Here is a 22130-nt window from a genome sequence, read left to right on the forward strand (position 1 = left end):
CCGAAAGCTATTCGCGGGCCGGATTGTCCTATACCGGCATGAAATCGCTGGCGCAGTAAACGTCCAGCTCCAGGCCGGAGCGGACAATCTCCCTTACCTCCGCCACAATGGCGTAAAACTCCGGCCGCTCATCATCGTCAATGACGTTATTCTCGGCAATGGCCATGAGACGGTCCAACCCGCCCTTATTCTCCAGTTCTTTGATGCGGTTATGGATGCGCACGGCAATCTCCAACACGCTGCGCGGCTCCAGCTTGGGCACTACGCGGTTCATCAGGGCGCTGCTCTCCCGCAGGTGCTGATATGCAAGGGCTTGATTGTCGTAGCAAATGACCATCAACTCCACCACATCGTTGGATGGGATTCTCGCGCCCGTTTCATACGCCTGCAAGCTGCTAATGCTGATATTCAGCCGCTCCGCTGCGGATTCTTGAGTGTAACCCCGCGTTTTGCGGGCTGTTTTGTAGATATTCCGGTATTCCTCCGGCATGGTAAATACCTCCTCCGTGGGGTATGATGATATTGAGCTCAGCAGGCTTCGTCGATGGACCGCAGGTCCATGGTGCCGTCCTGGCGGCATACGACGATGGCGCAGTCGCCGCTATGGTACACAATGCGGACGGCGTTTTTGGTGATGGGCTCTACGGAGCGCAGATTGCCGTCGGGGTATTCTGCGTCCAGCCAGCGCATGATTCTGCGCAATTCAGGGGTTCCGGCTTGGTACATGTTTATTCTCCTTTCAACTTGCGGCCGCGCTGGGCGGCTCCTGGGGCGGCTTGCGGCCATAGAGGGCATCAATGGTACAACCGAGCAGGTCCGCCAGCGCGGGCAACCTTTCCCCAGCCGGAAATGCTCGGCCAGCCTCCCATTTTGCCACTGCCACTTGCGATACACCCATGGCCTCGGCGACGCGAGTCTGGTTCAACCCTCTTGCCTCCCGCAGCTCCTTGATACGCATTCCACAACCTCCTTTCATATTTGGCTTGTCTCTCTTGTTCCATCGTGATAGAATAACTTTACCTATGGTTATAAGCATAATCTAAGTTCCTCTGAAAGGAGTCTTTCTAAGTGACGCAAAAATTACAATCGGATTTGGAGCGCTTTTTTCGCGTATACCAGAATGATGTGAGCGAAGTTCTTAAAAAGCAGCTTCCCCCAAAAGTTGCCGGGCAGGTTGAACGGGCACTGGATGAAGAGTTTGAATTATTTCGCGTCTCATTGATTAACCGACTTACTGAGGAAATGCCAGATTGATGGGCTTCGTGGTGCTGAGCAGTACTTCTTGAGCTTCCTCCAGCGCGGCTGATGCCTGCCTGTAGGAAAGCCCGCTGGAAATAATTAGCTCTACAATTTTACTGGCAAGCGCAATTGTCTCTTCATCCGATTCTGGTATACGGTATGGCAATCGCATAATTTTGCACCTCCTTTCGCTTTGGGTCTGCACCCTTATCTCTGGTTATAATCATAAATCGTAATTATACGATTGTCAATAGAAAAATCGAAAATATTAGATTTTATTGGGTGGTGATACAATTTGGATGTTATGAAAGTCGTTCAAAATATACAAGAACTCTGCAATAGCAAGGGCGTTAAGCCTACAGTTGCCGCACGCGAGAGTGGCGCAGGCAAAGATTTAATTACTAATATGAAAAAGCGAGGTACTCAGCCATCAATCGAAAAAATACGATTGTTGGCTGAGTATCTCGGATGTAGTGTTTCTGATATTTTGGGCGAAAAAGAAAAAGAGCCCACCATCGTTTCCGATGATGGGCACGCCGCGAAACTTGCGCAGGCGCTACGAGACATTGGCATCGATGTGGCCCAGCTCTCCGAGGCCGATGTCCGCAAGATCGCTAAGCTGGCCAAGACGCTCTTTGAGGAGTAAGGCAATACCCCTTATTTCCTCATCTGTTAGGTTTTCCACGCCGCACTCTTCACAGATAGCTTTGTACAGCTCTTTTTCTTTATCCATATGTATTGCCCCTCCCCTATCTTTGTCTGTGTGCCCTATATTATAGAACGTTCGTTCTATTAATTCCAGTGGCAAACTATATAAAATAGGCGGGGCATATTTGGCAAGCATTTTAGCTTTACAGCTATTGACACTGCCTAAATAGGCTTGGCATTCCCTTGTCCATCCACCACGAATAGCTCTTCCACGGCGCGGTCGAGCGCCCGGCAGATGAGGATTGCAACGTCTACCTTGGGGATGTGCCGTCCTGTTTCAATGTCGCTGACCGTGTGCTGCCCGACTCCGGCGGCCCGGGCCAGCTCCATCTGAGTCATGCCCAGCTCCTTTCGCCGCGCCGCTACCTTAACTGCCATATTTACCATATTTTGCTCCCCGCAATTCTATTAAATCGCATTTTTGAATACATTGTACTCGAAATATGTCGAAAAATACGGCTTTAGCGGAGTGTCGCTAAAGCTGCCTTGATTTCCAACACTTTCAGCGATTATTTTTTGCCCGGCAGGGTCGGGCTATGTATGGTAATTCTTCCGTCATGTCTGGCTTAACTAAATTGTGTAGGTGGTGAAATATAATGGCGGGCATCTATATTTGTTTCGGAAATGATTATGCAAATCCAAATCGGCCTTTCAAAGGAACGAGCATGATTGAGCTTTTAAATACCTATACAGTCGTTGATATCGAAACTACGGGGCTAGATTCACATTTTGATGAAATTATTGAAATAGCCGCGATACAAGTATCAAACGGACAAGAAATTAATCGGTTTAACTCGTTGGTCAAGCCTAATCAAGAGATAAGCACATTCATCTCTGAGCTAACCGGTATTACAAATGAAATGGTGGAAAATTCCCCCGGAATCGATGTGGTATTACCGCAATTTCTTAGCTTTATTGGAACTTCTGTATTAGTCGCACATAATGCAAATTTTGATGTAAACTTTATATATGATTTTACTCGCTTGTTGGATCTCCCCCCACTTAAAAATGACTTTATTGATACCCTGCGTCTTAGCCGCCGTATTTTCCCCAATTGGGATAACCACAAATTGCAAACTTTAGTTAATAATCTTAATATTTCAGATACTGTTGAGCATAGGGCACTCTCAGACTGCGTAAATACGCATCTCTGCTTTGAGTCAATGAAAGGCTATATTTCCGCAAATAATCTCTCTCTTGATACGCTATGGGAGCACTACGGGACTATGTCCAAACGGATACATGCACAAACTGATCAATTTGATCTGGACAGTCCCGTCTATGGACGGGTTTTTGCTTTCACTGGCACGCTTGAGAAAATGCCCAGAAAGGACGCAATGCAACTAGTTGTCAATGCTGGCGGGATATGTGGAGACGGAGTCACGCAAAAGACAAATTTCTTAGTACTAGGAAATAACGATTACTGTAAAGCGATTAAGGGTGGCAAGAGTAGCAAGCAAAAAAAGGCTGAGAAGCTCCAGATAGACGGTTACGATATTACTACAATATCAGAAAATGTTTTTTATGATATGATTGGCGCTGAGAATCTTATGGGAGGGGACTGACAAGCTGAAGATAAAAGTGCTAATCAAATCCGCAACCGGTTGCGGATTTGAATCTGTCAGACAGAGAGGAGCCCGCCATGGACGCCGCTGAATATCTCCGCAAATCCCGGATGGAGGAGGGCATGGACACGGAAGAGGTCCTTGCCCGGCACCGCAAGGCCCTGGCCGACTATGCCTCCGCCAACGGCATCAATATTATAGAGACCTACCCCGAGGTCAAAAGCGGCGAATCTCTCTATGCCCGGCCTGAGATGCTCCGGCTGCTGGAGGACGTGGAAGCGGGTAAATACGAGGCGGTCTTGGTCATGGACCTGGACCGCCTCTCTCGTGGCCGCATGAAGGACCAGGGCATTATCCTGGACACCTTTGCCGAATCGGGGACGCTCATCATCACCCCGGAAAAGACCTACGACCTGTCCGATGAGATGGACGCGGAGCTGGCCGAGTTTAAAACGTTTATGTCCCGCCGCGAGTATAAGATCATCAATAAGCGCTTACAGCGCGGACTGCGGCAGAGCATCAACGACGGCTGGTATGTCGCCAACGCCCCCTATGGCTACCGCAAAATAACTGTGGACCGCCACCCCACCCTTGAAGTCGTCGAGGAGGAGGCGAAGTTTGTCCGTATGATGTTTGAGCTCTATACCCAGGGCTACGGCTGCGTCTCCGTCGCCCGGCACATCAACGCCCTGGGGGCCCGCCCGCGCCGCTCAGACACCTTTACCCGCTCCTCCATTGCCAGGATATTGACCAACCCCGTCTATGTGGGCAAAGTCGCGTGGAACCAGAAGAGTCACATCAAAAAGGGCGTGCGGGGCAACCCGAAGCAAATTACGATCTACAATCCGCCCGAGAAATGGATCGTCACCGACGGCCAGCATCCGGCTATCATTGGCCGGGAGCTGTTTGACAGGGCGCAGGAGATTATGCGCGGGCGCTATACCCCCAGCAAAAATGACGGCACCATCAAGAGCCCCCTGGCCGGTCTCGTCAAGTGCGCTCGATGTGGGAAGAATATGCAGCGCCTAATGATGCACGGCGGCCCATACCTGCTCTGTAACACTGTCGGCTGCTGCGCCAGCGCCAAATTTGAGTATGTGGAGGCGCAGGTCCTCCACCAGCTCCGTGAGATTATGACGGAGCTGTCCCTGTCCAAGCCGGAGGCCGTCCCGCAGAATATCGCCCCGCTGGAGGAGTCCCTGGCCATGGTGCGCAAGGAGATTGCCTCCACCGGCAGGCAGAAGGACAAGCTCCACGAGCTGCTGGAAATTGGCGAGTATGACCTCCCCACATACCGGGAGCGTATGGGCAAGGTAAAGGACAAGCTCTCCGGCCTGGAGCGCCAGGAGGCGGAGCTCAGCCGCGCCATACGGGACGCCGACCGCGCAGACCCTCCAGCCGTGGCAAAGCAGATCCGAGCCGTCCTGGACGCCTACGACGCCGCCGACGCCGCGAACCGAAACGCCCTGCTCAAGAGCGTGGTCAACGTCATTTGGTACACCAAGGAGAAAAAGACAAAGCCCCGTGATTTCCAGCTCAAACTGGACGTAAAGGGCTATTTGTAAGCGTTCGTCAATATGCCCAATCCACAAACTCTTGCGGCGCAATGGGTTCAAGTTTCTATAAGGTGCTATATCCTGCGACAAGGACTGTATCGAGGATCTGCGTTTTTACCCCACCCAGAGCTCCCAGTGCGCCATTGACCGGGCCATCTCCATCAAGGCCGGCGCAGCCGAGCTCCTGTACGTGTACATCGACGTGGAGCCCATCGGCTTCAACCGCGGCTTCTACACCGTGGACGTCCGCTATTTCTACCGCGTGACCGCCGACGCCTTTGTGGGCGCCGCCCGGCCCGTGCAGATCTGCGGCCTGTGCGTCTTTGACAAGCGCGTCATTCTCTTCGGCAGCGAGGGCAACGCCAAGGTCTTCTCCTCCGAGGTCGTCTTCGACGGCCTGGACGAGCAGAACATTATGAAGAGCAATCTCCCCACCGCCGTTGTAGAGGCGGTGGACCCCATCGTGCTCAACATGAAGCTGGTGGACGTCTGCGAGTGCCGCCCCTGCGACTGCGAGCTCACCGAGATCCCCCCCTGCATCTGTGCCTGCTTCGGCAGCGACCTGTGCTTCGGCAACGACGGCAAGCGGGTCTATGTCACCCTGGGCCAGTTCTCCATTATCCGCCTGGAGCGGGAGACCCAGCTCCTCATGCCCGTCTACGACTACTGCATGCCCGAGAAGGAGTGCGGCTGCGGCGGCGGTAGCTGCGAGGACGACCCCTGCGAGATCTTCCGCCATGTGAAGTTCCCCGTCAACGAGTTCTTCCCCCCCAACGCCATGGGCGCCCCCTGCGACAACTACCAGAGCGTCAAGGGCTGCTGCACCTAAGCTCCGCACAGATTGAAAAAGGCCGGCCCTGTGAGGGGCCGGCCTTTTTCACCGCAGTTTCACGCGGCGCGCCTCCGGGGAGACGCCTATAAAAACAAAAAAGCCACACCAACATTCATGGTGTGGGACCTCTCTGCTGTCGCACGGAAATTACCGCTCGCTGATGATAACGCTCTCGTCAGAGCCAAAAATCAGTTCGTCGACATCCGTGCTGTGGATGTCCTTAAAATACATACGCTGTACCTCCTTTCTTCTGTTGTGCTCTTATTATACCTCATCTTCCAGGAAAAGCAAGAAGACATTTGTCTGCTTTGCATAAATTTCTTGTAAACAATTTGTGAACTGCTCTGATTACCTGGTAAAACAGAGCGGCCCGCCCCCACAGGCGGGCCGCCCTGCCGCCCCGGCGGCACCGGATATGCCCGACGGCTCCGTCCGGGACGGCGGGTCAATTTCCATGTTCGGGCGGCAGCGTCCCCATGAGGGTGAAGAAATGCCCGGCCTCGCCGGTACGGAAATAGTCGTACCACGCCTCCAGCGTGCCTGCTTCAAAAACGCCCAGACGCCCGATGATCTGCTTCGCCCACAGCAGCGCCCCGGTGGAGCCCGCCGTGATGAGGTTGCCGTCCGCGACCGACGGCTCGTCCCGATAAAAGCGCTGCCCTTGATAGCCCGGCGAAACCATTTCAAGAAATCCCGCCCCGTTGCTGGTATGCGCACGGCCATCCAGCAGCCCCAGGCCGGCCAGCGCGGCGGTGGCCCCGCAGATTGCACACACCGCGGCGCCTGCACGGAGCAGTTCGCCCGCTTTTTCGAGCACGGCGCCGTGCCTGGGATCGTTCCACGTATTCGCCCCCGGCAGGAGCAGCACGCTGGTTTCACTCACAGCGACGTCGCCCACCCGGCAGTCGGGCACGATTGTCAGGCCGCCCATGGTACGGACCGGCTCCCCTGAAGCGCCGACCGTCTTGAGGGATACGCGCGGCGCGCCCGCCCGGAAGAACCGCCCGGAATTCAGCTCCGCGGTCACATGCCCAAGCTCCCAGTCGGCCAGGGTATCCAGAACATAAACATAGATTGTAAACATAAACTTCCTCCGTTTTCATTGCCACATTGATTTATCCGCATTATGATAGTACCATGTAATTGCTGACAGCACTATGGCAGCGATCAAAAATAAATTTGGGACGGCGGCTGACGGATGAAGATTGACAGGCTTGTGAGCATTCTCATGGTGCTCCTCGATAAGCGGCGCATCGGCGCACGGGAGCTGGCGGATATGTTCGAGGTATCCCCCCGCACAATCTACCGGGATATCGACGCCATCAGCGCGGCGGGGATTCCCGTCCGCGCCGCGCCGGGGGTGGGCGGCGGCTTTGAAATCATGCAGGAATACAAGCTCGACAGGAGGGTCTTTTCCACGGACGACCTCTCCGCCCTCCTGATGGGGCTCTCCAGCCTCTCGGGCATGGTGCGGGGCGACGAGCTGGTGCACGCGCTGGCCAAGGTCAGGAGCTTAATCCCCGCCGACAGGGCGGGGGAAATCGAGCTGAGGGTAAATCAGATCTGTATCGATTTAAGCCCGTGGATGGGCAGCGGCGGCATACAGCCCTGTCTGGAGCTCATCAAAGAGGCGCTGCAGGAGAGCAGGCTGCTGGCCTTCGACTATATCGCCCACCACGGAAAGAAAACCGCGCGGACCGCCGAGCCGTGCCGGCTTGTGCTGAAGGGCAGCCGCTGGTATTTGCAGGGGTATTGCCGCAGCAGAAGCGACTTCCGCCTGTTCAGGCTGTCCCGCATGTCGAACCTGCGCATGGGGGAGGAGACCTTTACCCCCCGGGACGCTCCAAAACCGGCCCTGGACTTTACGGAAATGCTGGAGACCCTGCAGACCTGCATCACAATCCGCATTCACAAATCCGTCATGGACAGGGTGCTTGACCACTGCGCCTATGAGAATTTTACTCCGGACGGTGACGAGCACTACAAAGTGCGCTTCCCTTTCATAGAAAACGATTACCACTACGATCTTCTTCTGGGCTTCGGCGCGAAATGCGAGTGCGTGGAGCCGCCCCACGTCCGCGCAGAGATGAGGCGCAGAATCCTTGCCGTCGCCGCCGTGTATGACGGGGAGGCGGGCAAAACTTGACTTTGGAAAGAAAAATATGATATTATAATGATGTTGGACAGCTGAGTGCGTAGAATTCCGAACGAATTCTACGCACTCTTTTTTTGTCCTCCGCAGTTTTCAGGCAGCTTTTCTCCGATAAAGACTCCAAATCTTATATTCCGTATCAGGAGGAGAACCATGGAACAAGCAATGCAGAACCGAATGCTGGGTGAGGAAAAAATATCAAAGCTGCTGGTGAAATTTTCGATCCCCTGTATCCTCTCCCTGCTCATCAGCGCCCTCTACAACATCGTCGACCAAATTTTTGTCGGCAACAGCGCGTTAGGGTATCTCGGCAACGCGGCCACGGGAATTGTATTTCCCATCCTGATCATCGCACAGGCCTTCGCGTGGTGCGTCGGGGACGGCTGCGCCGCCTATCTCAGCATTTGCCAGGGGAAAAAGGACACGCAGAATGCCCACCGCTGTATCGGAACCGGCATAACGCTCACACTGATTCTCAGTATTGTCATGCTGGTTCTCTGCGCGGTATGGAAGCAGCCGCTGCTCCGCGTGTTCGGCGCGTCGGATCAGACCCTCGGAATGGCGGCGGAATACTTCACCATCGTACTCAGCTTCTTCCCGGCCTTCATGCTGATGAACATGATGAACGCCGTCATCCGCGCGGACGGAAGTCCGGCGGTTTCCATGGCGTCCATGTCCCTTGGCGCGATTTTGAATATCATCCTTGACCCGGTATTCATCTTCGGCCTGGACCGGGGGATCGCCGGCGCGGCATGGGCAACCGTGATCGGGCAGAGCGTTTCTTTCCTCGTCAGCGCACTCTACTTCTTCAGAACGAAGAGCTTCCGGCTGGAGAAAAAGAGCTTTATGCCCCAGTTTCCAATTTTCAGCAATGCCCTGAAGCTGGGCGCGTCGTCGTTCATCACCCAGATGTCCATTGTGGTCATCTCCCTGACCTGCAACATCATGCTCGCCAAATACGGCGCCGCCTCCGTCTACGGGCAGGATATTCCCATCTCGGTCATCAGCATCGAGACAAAGGTCTTTACCATTGTCATCAACATCGTCGTCGGCATCGTCCTGGGCGGACAGCCGATATTGGGCTATAATTACGGCGCGAAAAAATATGATCGCGTCAGAGAAACGTACCGCGCCATCCTCATTGCGACCCTGGCGGTCGGCGTTGCGTCCACACTGGTTTTTGAGATTTGCCCGCAGGCTGTTATCAACATTTTCGGCTCCGGAAACGATGCGCTCTACCTCGAATATGCAACGCGCACGTTCCGTATTTTCCTGTCGCTCGTCGTCTTTACCTGTCTAGTCAAAATGTCCTCCATCTTCTTTCAGGCCGTGGGCAAGCCCGTCGTGGCGGTCATCGCGTCGCTGACCCGCGATATCGTCTGCTTTGTGCCGCTGGTGATTCTGATTCCTTCGATTTTTGAGAGAAACCAAGCGGGCAGCGGCATCAATGCGCTCCTGTTTGCCGCACCCGCCGCAGATGTCATCGGCATGATCGTCGCCGTATGCCTGACCGTGCGTTATTTCAAAACAATGGAGTCCGGCGAAGGCCGGGAGCCCGTCCCGGAAAATGCAGTCATCCGCCCCTCCCATAGAGGCGTAATCGTTACCATCGCCCGCGAGCACGGCTCCTGCGGGAAGCGGATCGCCCGGCTTGTGGCGGAGCGGATGGGCGTGGCCTGCTACTATAAGGAGATGACCGCGCTGGCTGCGCTGGAGATCGGCTTGGACCGGCGCTTTGTCTCGGACATCAATGAAAACGCGCCGGAGGCGCTGCGCTCCCTGTACCTCAGCACAGACGTCGTTCAGCAGGCAATCGTGGCCCAGGAACAGATCATCCGCAGGATTGCCGACAGCGGCTCCTGCGTCATTGTGGGCCGCGCCGCCGACTGCGTACTGAGCGATTACCCCGATGTGGTCCGCGTCTTCATCCATGCCCCCAAAGAGTACCGTGTCAAAAAGGTGATGGAAATGTACGGCGACACGGAGGACGAGGCGCAGAAGAGCATCGGCCGTTCCGACGCTGCGCGCGCGTCCTACTACAACAGTATTTCGAGCGGCAAATGGGGCGATCCTCACGGCTATCACCTCTGCATCGACAGCTCCTGCGGTGTTGACGCCGCCGCCGGCATGATCTGTGATTACATCAATCTGCGAGGCTGATTCGGCCCGGTATCCCGGGCGGGGGAGGCCTTCCTCACCTGCCCTTCACATCACTCGGGTACGGCCGGGTAGATAAGAAAAATGGGCGGAGCGGCACTCCGCCCACGAAAAAGAAGGACAGAAAAGATAAACTCTTTTCTGTCCTTCTTTTGCCCCAATACAGCAGAATCAAGATGAGGGAGATGGGGCCCCGCCGTGCGGGGCGGCGCTTTTGCGCCGTACAAGCGTTTTGCCCGCGGGCAAAACCTTGATGCCGGGCGGATTCACTCCGCCCGGGCAGATCAAATAAACCGGGTGCAGCCGCCAAAGGCGGCGGAACCCAAAAAGAAAGACAGAAAAGATAAAATCTTTTCTGTCTTTCTTTTTGGAGCAGGTAAAGGGAATCGAACCCTCATATTCAGCTTGGGAAGCTGACGTTCTGCCACTGAACTATACCTGCACAAGGGAAATCGACTTTGATATTATAGCACAGGTTTCCCGGCTTGGCAAGCTCGATTTTTGCAAAAATCGGAGTTCTTTTCTCCTCCCCCCCGCCGGGGGGGAGGAGAAAAGAAGCCCCTCGGGGCTTCTTTGACAAGCGACAGGCCCGGCCGACGGCCGGGCCTGTCCATATCCTGTTCAGCCGAAAAAGGCGTGGGCGCCGATGGTCGCCACATAGGGGCGGTTGCGGGAGGCCCAGCTGTTGGGCGCCGTGCGGGGATTCACGAAGTAGAGGCTGCTGCCCGCCGTGTTGGCGCCGTCCATGCAGAGCTTGGCGGCGGCGACGCTCTCCTCGTTGGGCTCCAGGTAGATGCTGCCGTTGGCCACGGGGGTGAACTGGTTGCGCTGGAAGACCACCCCGTAGACCGTGTTGGGGAACATGGGGCTGTTCATCCGGTTGAGGACCACGTTGCCCACGGCAATCTTGCCGTCCAGGGGCTGGTTGCCGCTCTCGGCGTAGATGATGTGGGAGAGCCAGTAGAGGTTGTCGGCGTTGTAGTACTGGTCGCCGGAGAGGATGGGCCCGGTCCCGGAGCGGAGCTCCACCGCGCCGCTGCCGGAATCCCAGGTCACGTCCGCGCCCAGGGCGTGGGCCAGGGTGCGCACGGGCACCAAGATGTTGCCGTCGCGGACCTGCACGCCGTCGGGGAAGTAGAGATACCGGCCGTTGGCCACCAGATATTTGGCGCCCAGCTGGATGGTGAGGGTCAGCCCCTCCGCCCGCACCACGGCCTGTCCGTTCTCCCAGGCGGCGGTGGCGTCGGGATACATGGCCCGCACAACGGACCAGTAGCACACATAGGTGGTGCGGTTGATGACCACAGGCGCGGTCTCCATGGGGAGGGTCTCGCCGTCCAATCGAATGCTGGGGCTCTCCACGGCGGTCGCCTGTCCGGCCAGTGCGATGACCATGGTCAGACAGAGGACCGCAGAAAGAACTCGCTTTTTCATAGCAATGTACTCCTGTTTCCTTTTCTTCAATTTTGTTACCGTATTGTAACCCACTTTTCCTCGAAACGCAAGGAAAACTTTTGTCGCAAGCGGTTTTCGACCACTTTTTTGACCTTTTATTGGTTACAAACGGTGACAATAGCATACCCTCCCCGCTGGTATCTTAACCATAAATTTTCATTAAATTGAAAAAACAGGATATTTCGCGGACCTCGCCCCTCCCGGCGTCCCCCTCCCACATAGGACTTGGCCCCCGGTTTGCTGTGCAAAAACCGCTCTATCGCCTGCGGCCCAAGGGCTGCCCAGGCAGGATGATTTTTCCATCTGCCGAAGGTCTTTCCAGAGCGTCCCCGCCGCCCGGCCCTCTGTCTCAGGCTGTTTTCTTCCAGATTCAGTATAAGAAAGCCATTAAAAGGCTCATCTGCTAGATAAATACTGGAAGAAGCCCGGCCCGGCCCAGATTTACATAAGTTTCCGCAAAATTTTTTCTCATTTTTCCGTGTCCCGGGGCGCTTTTCTCCCAGGATAAGGAAAAATCCCGGCCAATTTGGCCGGGATTTTTCCCTATCGGTAGAACCAGTGGGCTCCGATGGTCATCACATAGGGCCGGTTTTCCATGATCCAGTGGTTGCTGGTCAGGGCGGGGGCCAGGAAATAGAGGCTGTCCCCCGCGATGTCGGCTCCCTCCAGGCAGAGCTTGGCCGCCAGGACGCTCTCCCCGGTGGGCGGGGCGTATATCGTGCCGTTGCGGACCGGCTCGAACTGCCCGCCCCAGCGGTCGTCGAAAATCACGCCGTAGATGGTGTCGGGGAACCCGCCGTCCCCGACCCGGTTGAGCACCACGTTGCCCACGGCGATTTTGCCCGTCAGCGGCTCCCCCCTGCTCTCGGCGGAGATAATCCGGGACAGCCAGTAGAGCTCGTCCTCCTTATAATAAGAGGAGGCGGCGGTGATGGGTCCGCCGCCGCTGTACACGCGGACCGTGCCCGTGGAAGCGTCCCACTCCACCGCGGCCCCCATGGCCCGGGCCAGGGCGCGGATGGGCACCATGGTCCGCCCCTGTCGGGCCAGAACGCCGTCCTTCACGTAGAGCGCGCGGCCGTTGGCCTCTATGTAGGGCGCGCCCGGCTCGGCGGTGAGGGTGAGGCCCGCCCCCCGGACCACGGCCCGGCCCTCCCAGCCCACCTCGGCCCCGGGGCTGAGGGCCTGTGTAACGGCCCGCAGGGGCACGTAGGTGGTCTCGTTGACAATCTGGGGCGGGGCGTCGCTGACAAGCGGCCTCCCGTCCACCTCAATTTCCACGGCGGCGGCGCTGCCGCACAGCGCCGCCGCCAGTACCAGGCCCAGGGCCAGGCGCAGGGGTCGTCCCATTGGTCACACATCCTTTGTCCAGGTTTGTAACCAAATTGTAACTTATTTGGCCTGCTGGAACAAGGCGTAAGATTTGCCAGCGGGGTTTGGGTCCGGTACGGGAAGGCCGGCGCGCGGCGTTACCTGTCCGACAGCAGGCGCCGCACAAAGCCCCCGGCGGGGTGGGCGCACAGCTCCTCCGGCGGGGCCAGCTGGGCGATGCGCCCCGCCTCCATCACCAGCACCAAGCTGCCCAGCCTGAGGGCCTCCCGGATGTCATGGGTGACAAAGACCACCGTGAGTCCCAGCCGCCGCCAGAGGGCTTGAAGCTGGTCCTGCAGGTCCCGGCGGGTAATCCCGTCCACGGCGCCGAAGGGCTCGTCCATGAGGAGGATGTCCGGCTCCCCCGCCAGGGCCCGGGCGATGCCCACACGCTGGCGCTGGCCGCCGGAGAGCTCGCCGGGGTAGCGCCCGGCCATCTCCGGCTCCAGTCCCACGGTCTCCAGCAGCTCCCCCACCCGCCGCGCCCCGGTCTCCCTGTCCCACCGGCGGGACAGGGAGGGCACGTAGGCGATGTTCTTTGCCACCGTCATGTGGGGGAAGAGGCCCACCCCCTGGATGGCGTAGCCGACGCGCCGCCGCAGGGCGATGGGGTCCGACGCGGCCACGTCCGCCCCGTCCACATAGACCGCGCCGCCGTCCGGGGTGAGAAGGCCGTTTACCAGCTTCAGGGCGGTGGTCTTGCCGCAGCCCGAGCGGCCAATGATGGTAAGGAAAGTCCCTTTACGCACGTCAAGGCACAAATCGTCCAGCACAGGGGTTTCCCCGTAGCGCTTGGAGACGTGGTCAAAACGGATGGCAAGCTCCTCCACTTTACTCCTCCAGCAGGCCCTTGGAGGCCAGGAACGCCCGGGCCACGTCCCGCTCGCCCCGCTCCTCCACCTCCACCTGATAGTTCAGCGCCGCCATCTCCTGGTCGGTGAGGATGCCCTCCATCTTCTTCAGGGCGTCCTCCAGGCCGGGGTACTTCTCCAGCGCGTCCTCCCGGACCACGGTGGCGCAGAAGTAGTTCACCTGCAGGCGGAGGTCGTCCTCCAGCGTGACCACGTCGGCCACGGCCAGCTGGGCGTCGGTGGTGAAGGCGTTGGTCACGTCGATGTCGCCGGAGGCCAGGGCGGCGTACTTCAGGCCGATGTCGATGTCCCGCACGTCCTTGAAGTCCATGCCGTAGGTCTCGCAGAGGAGGTTGAAGCCGTCGGCGCGCTCGATATAGTCCGGGTTGCCCCCGAAGACCAGCCCGCCCGAGGCCCGCCCCAGGTCGGAGCAGGTCCTGATGCCGTACTCCTTCGCCGCTGCGGCGCGCACCGCCACGGTAAAGGTGTTGTTAAAGCCGTACTGTCCCACCCAGGCCATACGGTATTTGTCGTGGTACTCGGTCCGGAGGGTCTCCCAGATCTCGTCGTCGGTCACGCCTGCGGCGTCGTGGTCCAGGACCATCACATAGCCGGTGGAGGTGTACTCGGGATAGAGGTCGAACTCCCCCTTCTCCATGGCGGGCTGGATATTGCTGGTGCCCCCGCCGATGCCCTTGGTGATCTCCACGGTGTAGCCCGCGTCCTCAATGAGCAGCCCCAGCATCTCTCCCAGGATATACTGCTCAGTCATGGGCTTGGTGGCGATTTTCACCGGACCCGCCTCCCCCTTCGGCGCGCCGCATCCCGCGGCGGAGAGGAGGAGCAAAACGGCCATGGCGGCCGCCGGCAGCTTCTTTTTCATATGGTCAATCTCCATTTCTTCTTGTAGTGGCGCTCCACCCGGCCCAGCAGGAAGTCGCAGGCCAGGGCCAGGAGCGCGATCAGCAAACTGCCGGCGAAGGTCATGGCCGGCTTATAGGTGGTGATGCCCCGGTAGATCGCCACGCCCAGGCCCCCGGCGCCGATGAAGGAGGCCACACTGCACACCGAGATGGACATGACCACCATGTTCCTCAGCCCCGCCAGAATGACCCCCAGGGCCAGCGGCAGCTTGACCCGGAAGAGGATCTGCGCCCGGGTGCTGCCCATGCCCCTGGCGGCCTCCACAATGTCGGAATCAATGGCGGTGAGGCCCGCGTAGGTGTTGCGGACCATGGGCATGAGGGCGTAGACCGTGAGGGCGGCCACCGCCGTTTTGTTCCCGATCCCCAGGAAGGGGATCAGAATGCCCAGCAGGGAGATGGCCGGGACGGTGTAAAAGACGTTGGTGACCCCCATCACCGCCCCGGCATACCGGGGGTGCTCGGCGATGAGGACCCCCAGCAGCAGCCCCAGGGTTCCGGCAATCCCAATGGCCGAGGCCGCCAGGCCCATGTGGACCAGCAGCAGATTTAAAAACCAGTCCCAGCGCTCCACATAGAGCTCAAGGGCGGACCGGAGCAGTTCAATCAGGTTTTCGATGGGTGTTCCCCCCTTCAGGATGCGCCCCGCGGGGCCTGCCATACTTTGCCCAGCCCGCGGCGCGCAATACATGCCCCCCGTCAGGGGTGCAGCCGCTCCACCGCGCCCGCGGGGCATTGCTCGGCGCAGAGGCCGCACTGGAGGCAGTGGCTCCGCTCCACGGCGTAGGGCGCGCCGGGGACGATGCACTTCTGGGGGCAGGCCTCCGCGCAGGCGCCGCAGCCGGTGCAGGCGGCCGTAATGGCGAAGCCGCAGCGCTCCTCGGCGCAGCCGCCGTAGGCGAAGCTCTCCCGGCGGATGGGGTAGTGCAGCAGGTCGAACCACTCGCCGTGCCCGGCATAGATGCGAAACGCGTCCAGGGCGTAACGGCTCTCACCGGGGTATACCTCGTTCATGCCGGGGTTGGCCTCAAAGACCCTGTCCACCCAGGTCCTGTCCAGGACCTCCACCTTCCCCAGGAATTTCAGGGACTGGCAGTCCGGGCACATGGCGGAGAGGGCCACCTCCCCCGTGTCGGTGAGCTGCTTCCAGAAGGGCTTGCCCCTGGAGGTGACGATGACCATGCCGTCGCCGCCGGCCAGCATCACGTTGATAATCCTGCTCCGGGGACGGCCCGCGCCGTCCACCGTCGCCGCAGAGGCGATTTTCACCGTCCGGAACAGCTCCACATACTTTCTCGCTTTTTCGTCCATTCTGTCTCCCTCCGGGTATCGTATGCCGGGCAGCCCTCTGCCGCCTCTCCGAAGTCCATTATAGGCGCGGCGGTTTCATGTGTAAAGTAAGCACTTTTCCGTTACATGGTTTCCATTTGATACTGATAGAAAAGGAAAAAACCGCCGCCGCAAAAATTTGCGGCGGCGGCGCGGGGGCCGGGCTCACGCCTGGCGCTTCCACTCCGAGAGCAGGTCGGCGGAGTCCACCACCAGCCCCAGGTGGAGGGAGATCATCCGCAGGGCGGGCAGCTCCAGGTGCTCCGACCCGCGGGTCAGGTCCCGGGGCACCACCACCCGGAAGTCCCGGTTGGCCCCGTCGAAGGCGGTGTTGATGACGCAGCAGTCGGTCATGCAGCCGGTGAGAACGATGCGGCGGATCCCCAGGTTCCTGAGCAGCAGCTCCAGGTCGGTGGGATAGAAGGCCGACAGGCGCTTCTTGCCGGTGACCATATAGTCCTCGCCGCGCACGTCGATGGACATCGCGTTCCAGCGGGTGCCCTCGAGGGCGTGCTCGGCGATGTTGGGGATCTCCCCCACCGTGACGGGGAAGACCATCCGCCAGGCCGAGGGGTAGCGCCTCTCGTCCGCGCCGTCCCTGCGCAGGGTGGAGCGGACGTGGATGACGGGCACGCCCAGGGCGCGCCCCTCCTCCATAAAGCGGTTGAGCGGCTGCACGATCTCCCGGCCCCGGGGGGACGGACAGGGGCAGTCCGGGTCCGGGGAGAGGTGTCCGTCGTGCATGTCGATGGTGATGATGGCCGTATCCCTGCGCTGCAGGAAGACCTCCCTCAGCTCCTCAGGGACTTCCCTGGCCACGTTGTCAAAATAGGCTTTCATCCGCGCGTCCTCCTTATCAGTGTGGTTGGTACTCCCCGCGGCCCGTGCGAACGGGGTTCCGGCTCCACTATAGCACACCCGGCGGCCCTTTGATTCGTGCGCGCGCCACAATTCTGCGCCCTCTTTTCCGGCGCCGCGCACGGGCGCGGCCCGCTACTTGCCGTACCGGTAGATTTTCAGGCAGTTATAGAGGTGGTTGCGCGCCTGCGCCTCCTCGATGGGCAGGTCCAGCAGCTCCCGTATCTTCTCAAGCCGATAGGCCAGCGTGTTGCGGTGCAGGTACATGCGCTGGGCGGTCCTCACAAGGCTGCAGTTGGCCTGCAGATAGACCTCCAGTGTCCGCAGCAGGTTCTTTCCGTACTTGGCGTCGTAGGCGATCAGGGGCTCCAGCTGGGCCAGGGCGTACTCCCGCACCCGCTTCTGGTCGGGCACCTCCATCAGCAGCTGGAAGATCCCCAGCTCGGAGAACGCCGTCACCCCCTCCGGCCCGCACAGGCTGAGGGCCTTCATGGCCTCCCGGCAGCTCCGGGCGAAGAGGGCGGGCTCGCCGCAGGCGCCGCCCACGCCGAAGCGCACCTCCAGCCGGGGGTAGTCCCGCGCGGCCTTCTCCCGGACGGCCAGCAGCACCTCCCGGAGGGCCGCCTCCTGGCGCTTCTCCAGCCGGAGGAGAAAGACCGGGTTCCAGTTGCGGCTGATGTAGTAGGTCTGCGGGAAGGCGCTCTTGAGGGACTGGATGATGAGGCTGTTGACCTGCCGGCGGGAGGGCAGCTCCCCCATGGGTCCCTCCCCGTCCCCCCCGCTCTCCCAGCGGCACTCCGCCGCCGCCACCAGATGCCGCCCGGTCAGGCGGTACTTCTCCACGAAGGCCGCCATCAGCTCCTCCGGCACCGGCTCCCGCTGAAAGAGGAGCATCTCCAGCAGCTCGTTCATGGCGTTTTCGCCGTACTGGTCGGTGAGGATGCGGGTGGAGATCTCCCCGATAAGGCCGGCGATGTGGGTGTCCCACGGCGCGGTCAGCAGCGGCAGGCGCAGCTCGTCTGCCAGGGCGGCGGTCTCCGGGGGAATTTGGGCGATGAGATCGTCGCACAGCCATATGATGAGGCAGGCCGCCTCCCCCTCCACCGCCTGGCGCACGATATGATTGAGAAATTCCGCCGTGTGCGCCAGGCCCACGCCGGTCATTAAAATCACGTCGCCCCCCATGAGCCACTCCCGGATGCTCTCCGTCTGGGCGATATTGGGCCAGGACACCCGGCGGTGGAGCCCCCGCCGCCCCGCCGCCAGCTCCATGGCGCGGAAGGCGTCCAGCTCCAGCAGATCCTTGACGCTGACCATCTCATCCCCCCATGTCGTTCAGTGAAGCATTCAGTGCGTGTTCCGCCCCAAAGCCGTCATTCAAATTTCTTCCCAAAGCTGTCCTTCAGGGTCTGATGCTCCTGTTGATCGGAATTCCTGGAGGTGAATTGTCCCGAGGGGGCAAGAGAGACCGCCCTGGGGCGCACCAGTCTGTGGGGCCTTCCCCCTATTCGCCCCGGGCCCTCCTCATGGCCTCCAGCACCCGGCCGGGCGTGGCCGGCAGCGTGCGGATGCGCACGCCCACCGCGTCGTGGATGGCGTTGAGGACGGCGGGCGTCATGGGGACGGTGGCCACCTCGGAGATGCCCTTGGCCCCGAAGGGCCCCAGGGGCTCGGGGTCCTCCACCAGGGCCAGCTCATAGGCGGGGGTCTCCCCGATCCGGGGCAGGCCCAGCTTCCCGTAGCTGAGATTGACCGGTACGCCCTCCACCGAGGGGAAGGACTCCCCGAGGGCGTAGCCGATGCCCATGGAGCAGCTGCCCTCAATCTGCCCCTCGATGATGTGGGGGTTGATGGCCCGGCCCACGTCGTGGGCCGCCACCACCTTGAGAACCTTCACCGCCCCCGTCCCCCGGTCCACCTCCACGATGGCGGCCTGGGTGGTGTAGGCGTAGGCGGGGTAATTGCGGTACTCCTCCCCCTCCCGCCGCCGGGCCTCCCCGTCCTCCAGGGGGTAGGTGGGCGGGGCCCTGAAGTAGTACTCCGCCGAGCGCGTCTCCCCCGGCCGCCAGGGGTCCCTCTCCAGGACCTCCCTCAGCCGGGCGGCGGCCTCCACCACGGCCCGGCCGGAGTTCAGGGTCTGCCGCTCGCTGACCGCCTGCCCGTGGCGCAGGGTGCGGGCGGTGTCGCCGGAGACGACGTCGATCTCCCCCGTCTCCCACCCGGCGGCCTCGGCGCAGAGCTGGAGCATGGCGGTGCGGAAGCCCTGGCCCATGTCGATGCCCGACACCCGCATCTCCAGCCGCCCGTCGGGCTTGACCGTGAGGATGCAGCCGCCGTCGTCGGGTACGCCCTTGCCCACGCCCACGTTCTTGTACCCGCTGGCCACGCCCACGCCCAGCGCCTTGTCCCCCCGGGGGTAGCGGGGCGCGTACTCCGCCAGCGCCTCCCTCGTGAGCCTCTCGCAGGCGTCGATGGTGTCCAGCAGCCCCACGCTGTGGCGGAGCTTCTCGCCGCCCACGGTGAGGGACCCCGCCCGCAGGGCGTTGCGGCGGCGCAGCTCGAAGGGGTCCAGCCCCAGCTTTTCGGCGGCCTCGTCCAGCAGGGTCTCAATGCAGACGGCCCCCTGGTTGATGCCGAAGCCCCGAAACGCCCCGCCCAGCACGTTGTTGGTGCGCACCGCCCTGCCCGCCACCGAGATGTTGGGGATGCGGTAGGGCCCCCCGGCGAAGATGCAGCTCTGCATCAGCACGCCGGAGCTGAGGTTGTCGTAGGGCCCCGCGTCGGAGCAGAGGGCGGCGTCCAGATAGCGGATGGCCCCGTCGGCGTCGAAGCCCGCCTCGTACCGGGTTTGGTAGGCGTGCCGCTTGGTGGAGAGGAGGAGGGACTCCCGGCGGTCCAGGGTGATTTTTACCGGCGCGCCCAGCGCGTGGGCCGCCACCGCCGCCGCGGCCTCGATGTGGGCGTCGCACTTGCTGCCGAAGCCCCCGCCCAGGGGCGTGCCCACCACCCGCAGCTTCTCCTCGTCCATGTCCATCACATGGGCCAGCATGGCCCGGATTTCAAAGGGGGACTGGGTGGTGGCGTAGACGGTGAGGCGGCCGTCCTCCAGGCAGCCCACGGCGCTCTCCGGCTCCAGGCAGCCGTGCTCCACCCGCTCCAGCTCGTATTCCCCGGAGACCACCAGGGCGGCCTGCGCCTTCGCCCCGGCCACGTCGCCGATCCTCCGCCCGCTCTCCGCCAGGACGCAGCCCTTTTCAAGCCCCGCGGCGATGGTGTAAATCCCCTCCCGCGCCTCCCAGCGGACCCGGACCGCCGCGGCGGCGGCTCTGGCCTGCCGCTCGGTCTCCGCCACCACCAGCGCCAGCATATCTCCCAGGAAATAGAACTCCTTTTCGCAGAAGACCTGCTGCTCCCGCTCAAAGGTGCCCAGGCGGTTTTCGCCGGGCACGTCGGCGTGGGTCAGGACGCGCCGCACGCCGGGCATTTCCTCCGCCCCGGCGGCGTCCAGCCCCAGGATGACCCCCCTGGGGGCGGGCGCCCAGACGAAGGCCCCGTGGAGCATCCCCTCCCGCTGCAGATCGCCGCAGTACTCCAGCGTGCCCTGGACCTTGGCCGGGCCGTCCAGGTCCGGGAGGGACCTGCCCACCACCCGGCGGGGCCGGGCCGTCGCTCCCCTCCCCTGCAGCACCGTGGTGTGCTCCAGGGTGCGCACCGCCTCAAGCCCCGGGTCCTCCCCCCGCAGGCGGGCTCCGGCCAGCCGGACGGCCTCGATGATCTTCACGTAGCCCGTGCAGCGGCAGTAGTTGTGCTCCAGGGCCGAGGCGATCTCCTCCTCCGTGGGGTCGGGGCGCCGGTCCAGCAGGGCCTTGGCCGCCAGCACCATCCCCGGCGTGCAGAATCCGCACTGCACCGCCCCCACGTCCAGAAAGGCCTTTTGGATGGGGTGCAGCCCGCCGTCGGCGCCCCGCAGCCCCTCAATGGTGAGGACCCGCCGCCCCGCGGCGCGGCTGAGCCTGGTCACGCAGGAGCGGACGGGCTTGTCGTCCAGCAGCACGGTGCACGCGCCGCAGTGGCCCGTGCCGCAGCCGTTCTTGGCCCCCCGCAGGCAGGCCGTCCCCCGCAGATATTGGAGCAGGGTCTCCCCCGCCCCGCACCAGCAGGAGACCGGCTCCCCGTTGAGCGTAAATTCAATGCGTTCCTTTTCCATATGCGACCCCCGCCCGTCGTTTTTCCGCCCCTCCGCCCGTTCCCGGCCGTGGGCGGCAAGGCTGTCCGCCTTATTCCGCCTCCATTATACCAGCTTTTTCCCCTCCCCCGCCCGGTCTATTACGCACAAAGTTTACCGCGTTTCTCTGTGCATATAAACCGAAAGGGCCGCCCGGCGGGCGGCCCTTTCGGCGCGGTTCTACTTCTTCGGCCTGTGCACGGAGACGATTTCAAAGTACCAATAGCGCATCTCCTCCTCCAGCAGCTCCCCCCGGAACGCCTGCGCAAAGGCCCCGTCCTCCAGCAGCTTCGGGTGGAAGGCCCTCTCCCGCCAGAGGCTCAGCCCCAGGGTCTCAAAGGTATAGGCGCAGCCCAGCTCCTCGTCCGGCCCGCCGCAGGTGCACGGGCCCCGGGCCTTCAGCCGGGCCACCAGCTCCTCCGCGTGGGTCTCGAACACGCTCACGCCGTACAGCGTGGGGACGTACCGCGCCAGCACGTCCCGCTGGACGCCGATGCTCACCGCGCGGCCGCCCTCGTAGTCCACGAGGTAAAGCTCGTAGGGCGTCACAAAGTACCGCACGCTCTCCACGCCGCCGCAGCCGCCGTAATCAAGCCCCAGCGGCCCCGGATAGAGCGGCGCGGCGGGGTCGTCCAGCTCTGCCTCCGCCGCCCGCCTGCGCGCCAGGGCCGCCTCAAGCTCCTCCCTGGCCATGCCCAGCGCCAGAGCGCCCACGGCCCGGCCCGGGAGAATCTCCACCGCCCGGGGCTCCGGCGGCCTCCTGCTTCCCCGGCGGAGGGGCGCGGGGGGCGCGGGCCGCTCCTCCCGCGCCTTGGGCGGCTCCAGCCCATATCTGCCCCTGATCCGCGCAAGCATCTCTTCCGTCGGCTCCATACCATCAACCGCCCCTCTCTCAACTTCACCCGCCAA

General features: G+C 61.3%; 23 protein-coding genes and 1 tRNA gene. 7 read left to right on the forward strand and 17 right to left on the reverse strand.

The window, feature by feature from the left end; genetic code table 11:
• Positions 1-28: 28 nt before the first annotated feature.
• From H8S62_RS03645 to H8S62_RS03655, 3 genes are read right to left on the reverse strand one after another with little or no spacing between them, the layout of a single operon-like run.
• Positions 29-490 (reverse strand): helix-turn-helix domain-containing protein, encoded by a 462-nt coding sequence (locus tag H8S62_RS03645; protein ID WP_186918500.1) that lies wholly within the window; start codon positions 488-490, stop codon positions 29-31.
• A gap of 38 nt (positions 491-528) precedes the next feature.
• Positions 529-726: a hypothetical protein gene (locus H8S62_RS03650; protein ID WP_186918501.1), complete on the reverse strand. Its 198-nt coding sequence runs from the start codon at positions 724-726 to the stop codon at positions 529-531.
• A gap of 13 nt (positions 727-739) precedes the next feature.
• Positions 740-958, reverse strand: a complete 219-nt coding sequence (locus H8S62_RS03655; RefSeq protein WP_186918502.1) for a helix-turn-helix domain-containing protein — start codon at positions 956-958, stop codon at positions 740-742.
• 110 nt (positions 959-1068) lie between these two features.
• On the opposite strand from H8S62_RS03655, the gene H8S62_RS03660 reads away from it, so the two are divergent.
• Positions 1069-1254 carry a hypothetical protein gene (locus tag H8S62_RS03660; protein ID WP_186918503.1) on the forward strand — a complete coding sequence of 62 codons (186 nt, stop codon included), beginning with the start codon at positions 1069-1071 and terminating at the stop codon, positions 1252-1254.
• Here the strand turns inward: H8S62_RS03660 and H8S62_RS03665 are convergent.
• A complete protein-coding gene (locus tag H8S62_RS03665) occupies positions 1232-1411 on the reverse strand; it encodes a hypothetical protein (RefSeq protein ID WP_186918504.1) in 180 nt (59 codons plus the stop codon). The genes H8S62_RS03660 and H8S62_RS03665 overlap by 23 nt on opposite strands.
• Positions 1412-1543: 132 nt before the next feature.
• On the opposite strand from H8S62_RS03665, the gene H8S62_RS03670 reads away from it, so the two are divergent.
• Complete coding sequence (locus H8S62_RS03670) at positions 1544-1885, forward strand: helix-turn-helix domain-containing protein (protein ID WP_341481013.1); 342 nt, start codon at positions 1544-1546, stop codon at positions 1883-1885.
• Between the two features lie 224 nt (positions 1886-2109).
• On the opposite strand, the gene H8S62_RS03675 is transcribed toward H8S62_RS03670, so the two are convergent.
• Complete coding sequence (locus H8S62_RS03675; protein ID WP_186918506.1) at positions 2110-2325, reverse strand: helix-turn-helix transcriptional regulator; 216 nt, start codon at positions 2323-2325, stop codon at positions 2110-2112.
• A gap of 218 nt (positions 2326-2543) precedes the next feature.
• Here H8S62_RS03675 and H8S62_RS03680 point away from each other — a divergent pair, with 218 nt between their 5' ends.
• From H8S62_RS03680 to H8S62_RS03690, 3 genes are all read left to right on the forward strand, one after another.
• The gene (locus H8S62_RS03680) at positions 2544-3512 is read left to right on the forward strand and encodes a BRCT domain-containing protein (protein WP_186918507.1); all 969 of its coding nucleotides are present in this window, start codon (positions 2544-2546) and stop codon (positions 3510-3512) included.
• Between the two features lie 77 nt (positions 3513-3589).
• A complete protein-coding gene (locus tag H8S62_RS03685) occupies positions 3590-5077 on the forward strand; it encodes a recombinase family protein (RefSeq protein WP_186918508.1) in 1488 nt (495 codons plus the stop codon).
• 181 nt (positions 5078-5258) lie between these two features.
• Complete coding sequence (locus H8S62_RS03690; RefSeq protein WP_341481008.1) at positions 5259-5897, forward strand: hypothetical protein; 639 nt, start codon at positions 5259-5261, stop codon at positions 5895-5897.
• A 448-nt stretch (positions 5898-6345) separates the two neighbouring features.
• On the opposite strand, the gene H8S62_RS03695 is transcribed toward H8S62_RS03690, so the two are convergent.
• Positions 6346-6984, reverse strand: a complete 639-nt coding sequence (locus H8S62_RS03695; RefSeq protein ID WP_186918509.1) for a DJ-1/PfpI family protein — start codon at positions 6982-6984, stop codon at positions 6346-6348.
• A 114-nt stretch (positions 6985-7098) separates the two neighbouring features.
• On the opposite strand from H8S62_RS03695, the gene H8S62_RS03700 reads away from it, so the two are divergent.
• Together H8S62_RS03700 and H8S62_RS03705 are read left to right on the forward strand one after the other, a co-directional pair.
• Positions 7099-8046 (forward strand): helix-turn-helix transcriptional regulator, encoded by a 948-nt coding sequence (locus tag H8S62_RS03700; RefSeq protein ID WP_186918510.1) that lies wholly within the window; start codon positions 7099-7101, stop codon positions 8044-8046.
• Positions 8047-8205: 159 nt separating this feature from the next.
• Positions 8206-10212 carry an MATE family efflux transporter gene (locus H8S62_RS03705; RefSeq protein WP_243255293.1) on the forward strand — a complete coding sequence of 669 codons (2007 nt, stop codon included), beginning with the start codon at positions 8206-8208 and terminating at the stop codon, positions 10210-10212.
• Between the two features lie 365 nt (positions 10213-10577).
• On the opposite strand, the gene H8S62_RS03710 is transcribed toward H8S62_RS03705, so the two are convergent.
• The 11 genes from H8S62_RS03710 to H8S62_RS03760 all read right to left on the reverse strand — a co-directional run bounded on the left by H8S62_RS03710 (position 10578) and on the right by H8S62_RS03760 (position 22094).
• A tRNA-Gly gene (locus tag H8S62_RS03710) sits at positions 10578-10651 on the reverse strand.
• 179 nt (positions 10652-10830) lie between these two features.
• On the reverse strand, positions 10831-11643 hold the full coding sequence (locus H8S62_RS03715; RefSeq protein ID WP_155149347.1) for a cell wall hydrolase: 813 nt from the start codon (positions 11641-11643) through the stop codon (positions 10831-10833).
• Positions 11644-12207: 564 nt separating this feature from the next.
• Complete coding sequence (locus H8S62_RS03720; protein WP_155149346.1) at positions 12208-13014, reverse strand: cell wall hydrolase; 807 nt, start codon at positions 13012-13014, stop codon at positions 12208-12210.
• Positions 13015-13133: 119 nt separating this feature from the next.
• Positions 13134-13865: an ATP-binding cassette domain-containing protein gene (locus H8S62_RS03725; RefSeq protein ID WP_186918511.1), complete on the reverse strand. Its 732-nt coding sequence runs from the start codon at positions 13863-13865 to the stop codon at positions 13134-13136.
• A gap of 1 nt (position 13866) precedes the next feature.
• Positions 13867-14769, reverse strand: coding sequence for a glycine betaine ABC transporter substrate-binding protein (locus H8S62_RS03730; protein ID WP_186918512.1), 903 nt, complete (start codon positions 14767-14769; stop codon positions 13867-13869).
• On the reverse strand, positions 14766-15470 hold the full coding sequence (locus H8S62_RS03735) for an ABC transporter permease (RefSeq protein ID WP_186918513.1): 705 nt from the start codon (positions 15468-15470) through the stop codon (positions 14766-14768). The genes H8S62_RS03730 and H8S62_RS03735 overlap by 4 nt, the downstream gene beginning before the upstream one ends.
• A 38-nt stretch (positions 15471-15508) precedes the next feature.
• Entirely contained in the window at positions 15509-16120 is a 612-nt protein-coding gene (locus H8S62_RS03740) for a 4Fe-4S binding protein (protein ID WP_155149340.1), read from the reverse strand.
• 183 nt (positions 16121-16303) lie between these two features.
• Complete coding sequence (locus tag H8S62_RS03745; protein ID WP_155149338.1) at positions 16304-16978, reverse strand: cysteine hydrolase family protein; 675 nt, start codon at positions 16976-16978, stop codon at positions 16304-16306.
• 153 nt (positions 16979-17131) lie between these two features.
• On the reverse strand, positions 17132-18313 hold the full coding sequence (locus tag H8S62_RS03750; RefSeq protein WP_155149335.1) for a PucR family transcriptional regulator: 1182 nt from the start codon (positions 18311-18313) through the stop codon (positions 17132-17134).
• Positions 18314-18500: 187 nt separating this feature from the next.
• Positions 18501-21203 carry a molybdopterin cofactor-binding domain-containing protein gene (locus H8S62_RS03755; protein ID WP_186918514.1) on the reverse strand — a complete coding sequence of 901 codons (2703 nt, stop codon included), beginning with the start codon at positions 21201-21203 and terminating at the stop codon, positions 18501-18503.
• Positions 21204-21401: 198 nt separating this feature from the next.
• The gene (locus H8S62_RS03760) at positions 21402-22094 is read right to left on the reverse strand and encodes a hypothetical protein (protein ID WP_155149331.1); all 693 of its coding nucleotides are present in this window, start codon (positions 22092-22094) and stop codon (positions 21402-21404) included.
• Between the last annotated feature and the right edge of the window lie 36 nt (positions 22095-22130).

This window comes from Lawsonibacter faecis, from assembly GCF_014287675.1.
Classification (GTDB): domain Bacteria; phylum Bacillota; class Clostridia; order Oscillospirales; family Oscillospiraceae; genus Pseudoflavonifractor; species Pseudoflavonifractor faecis.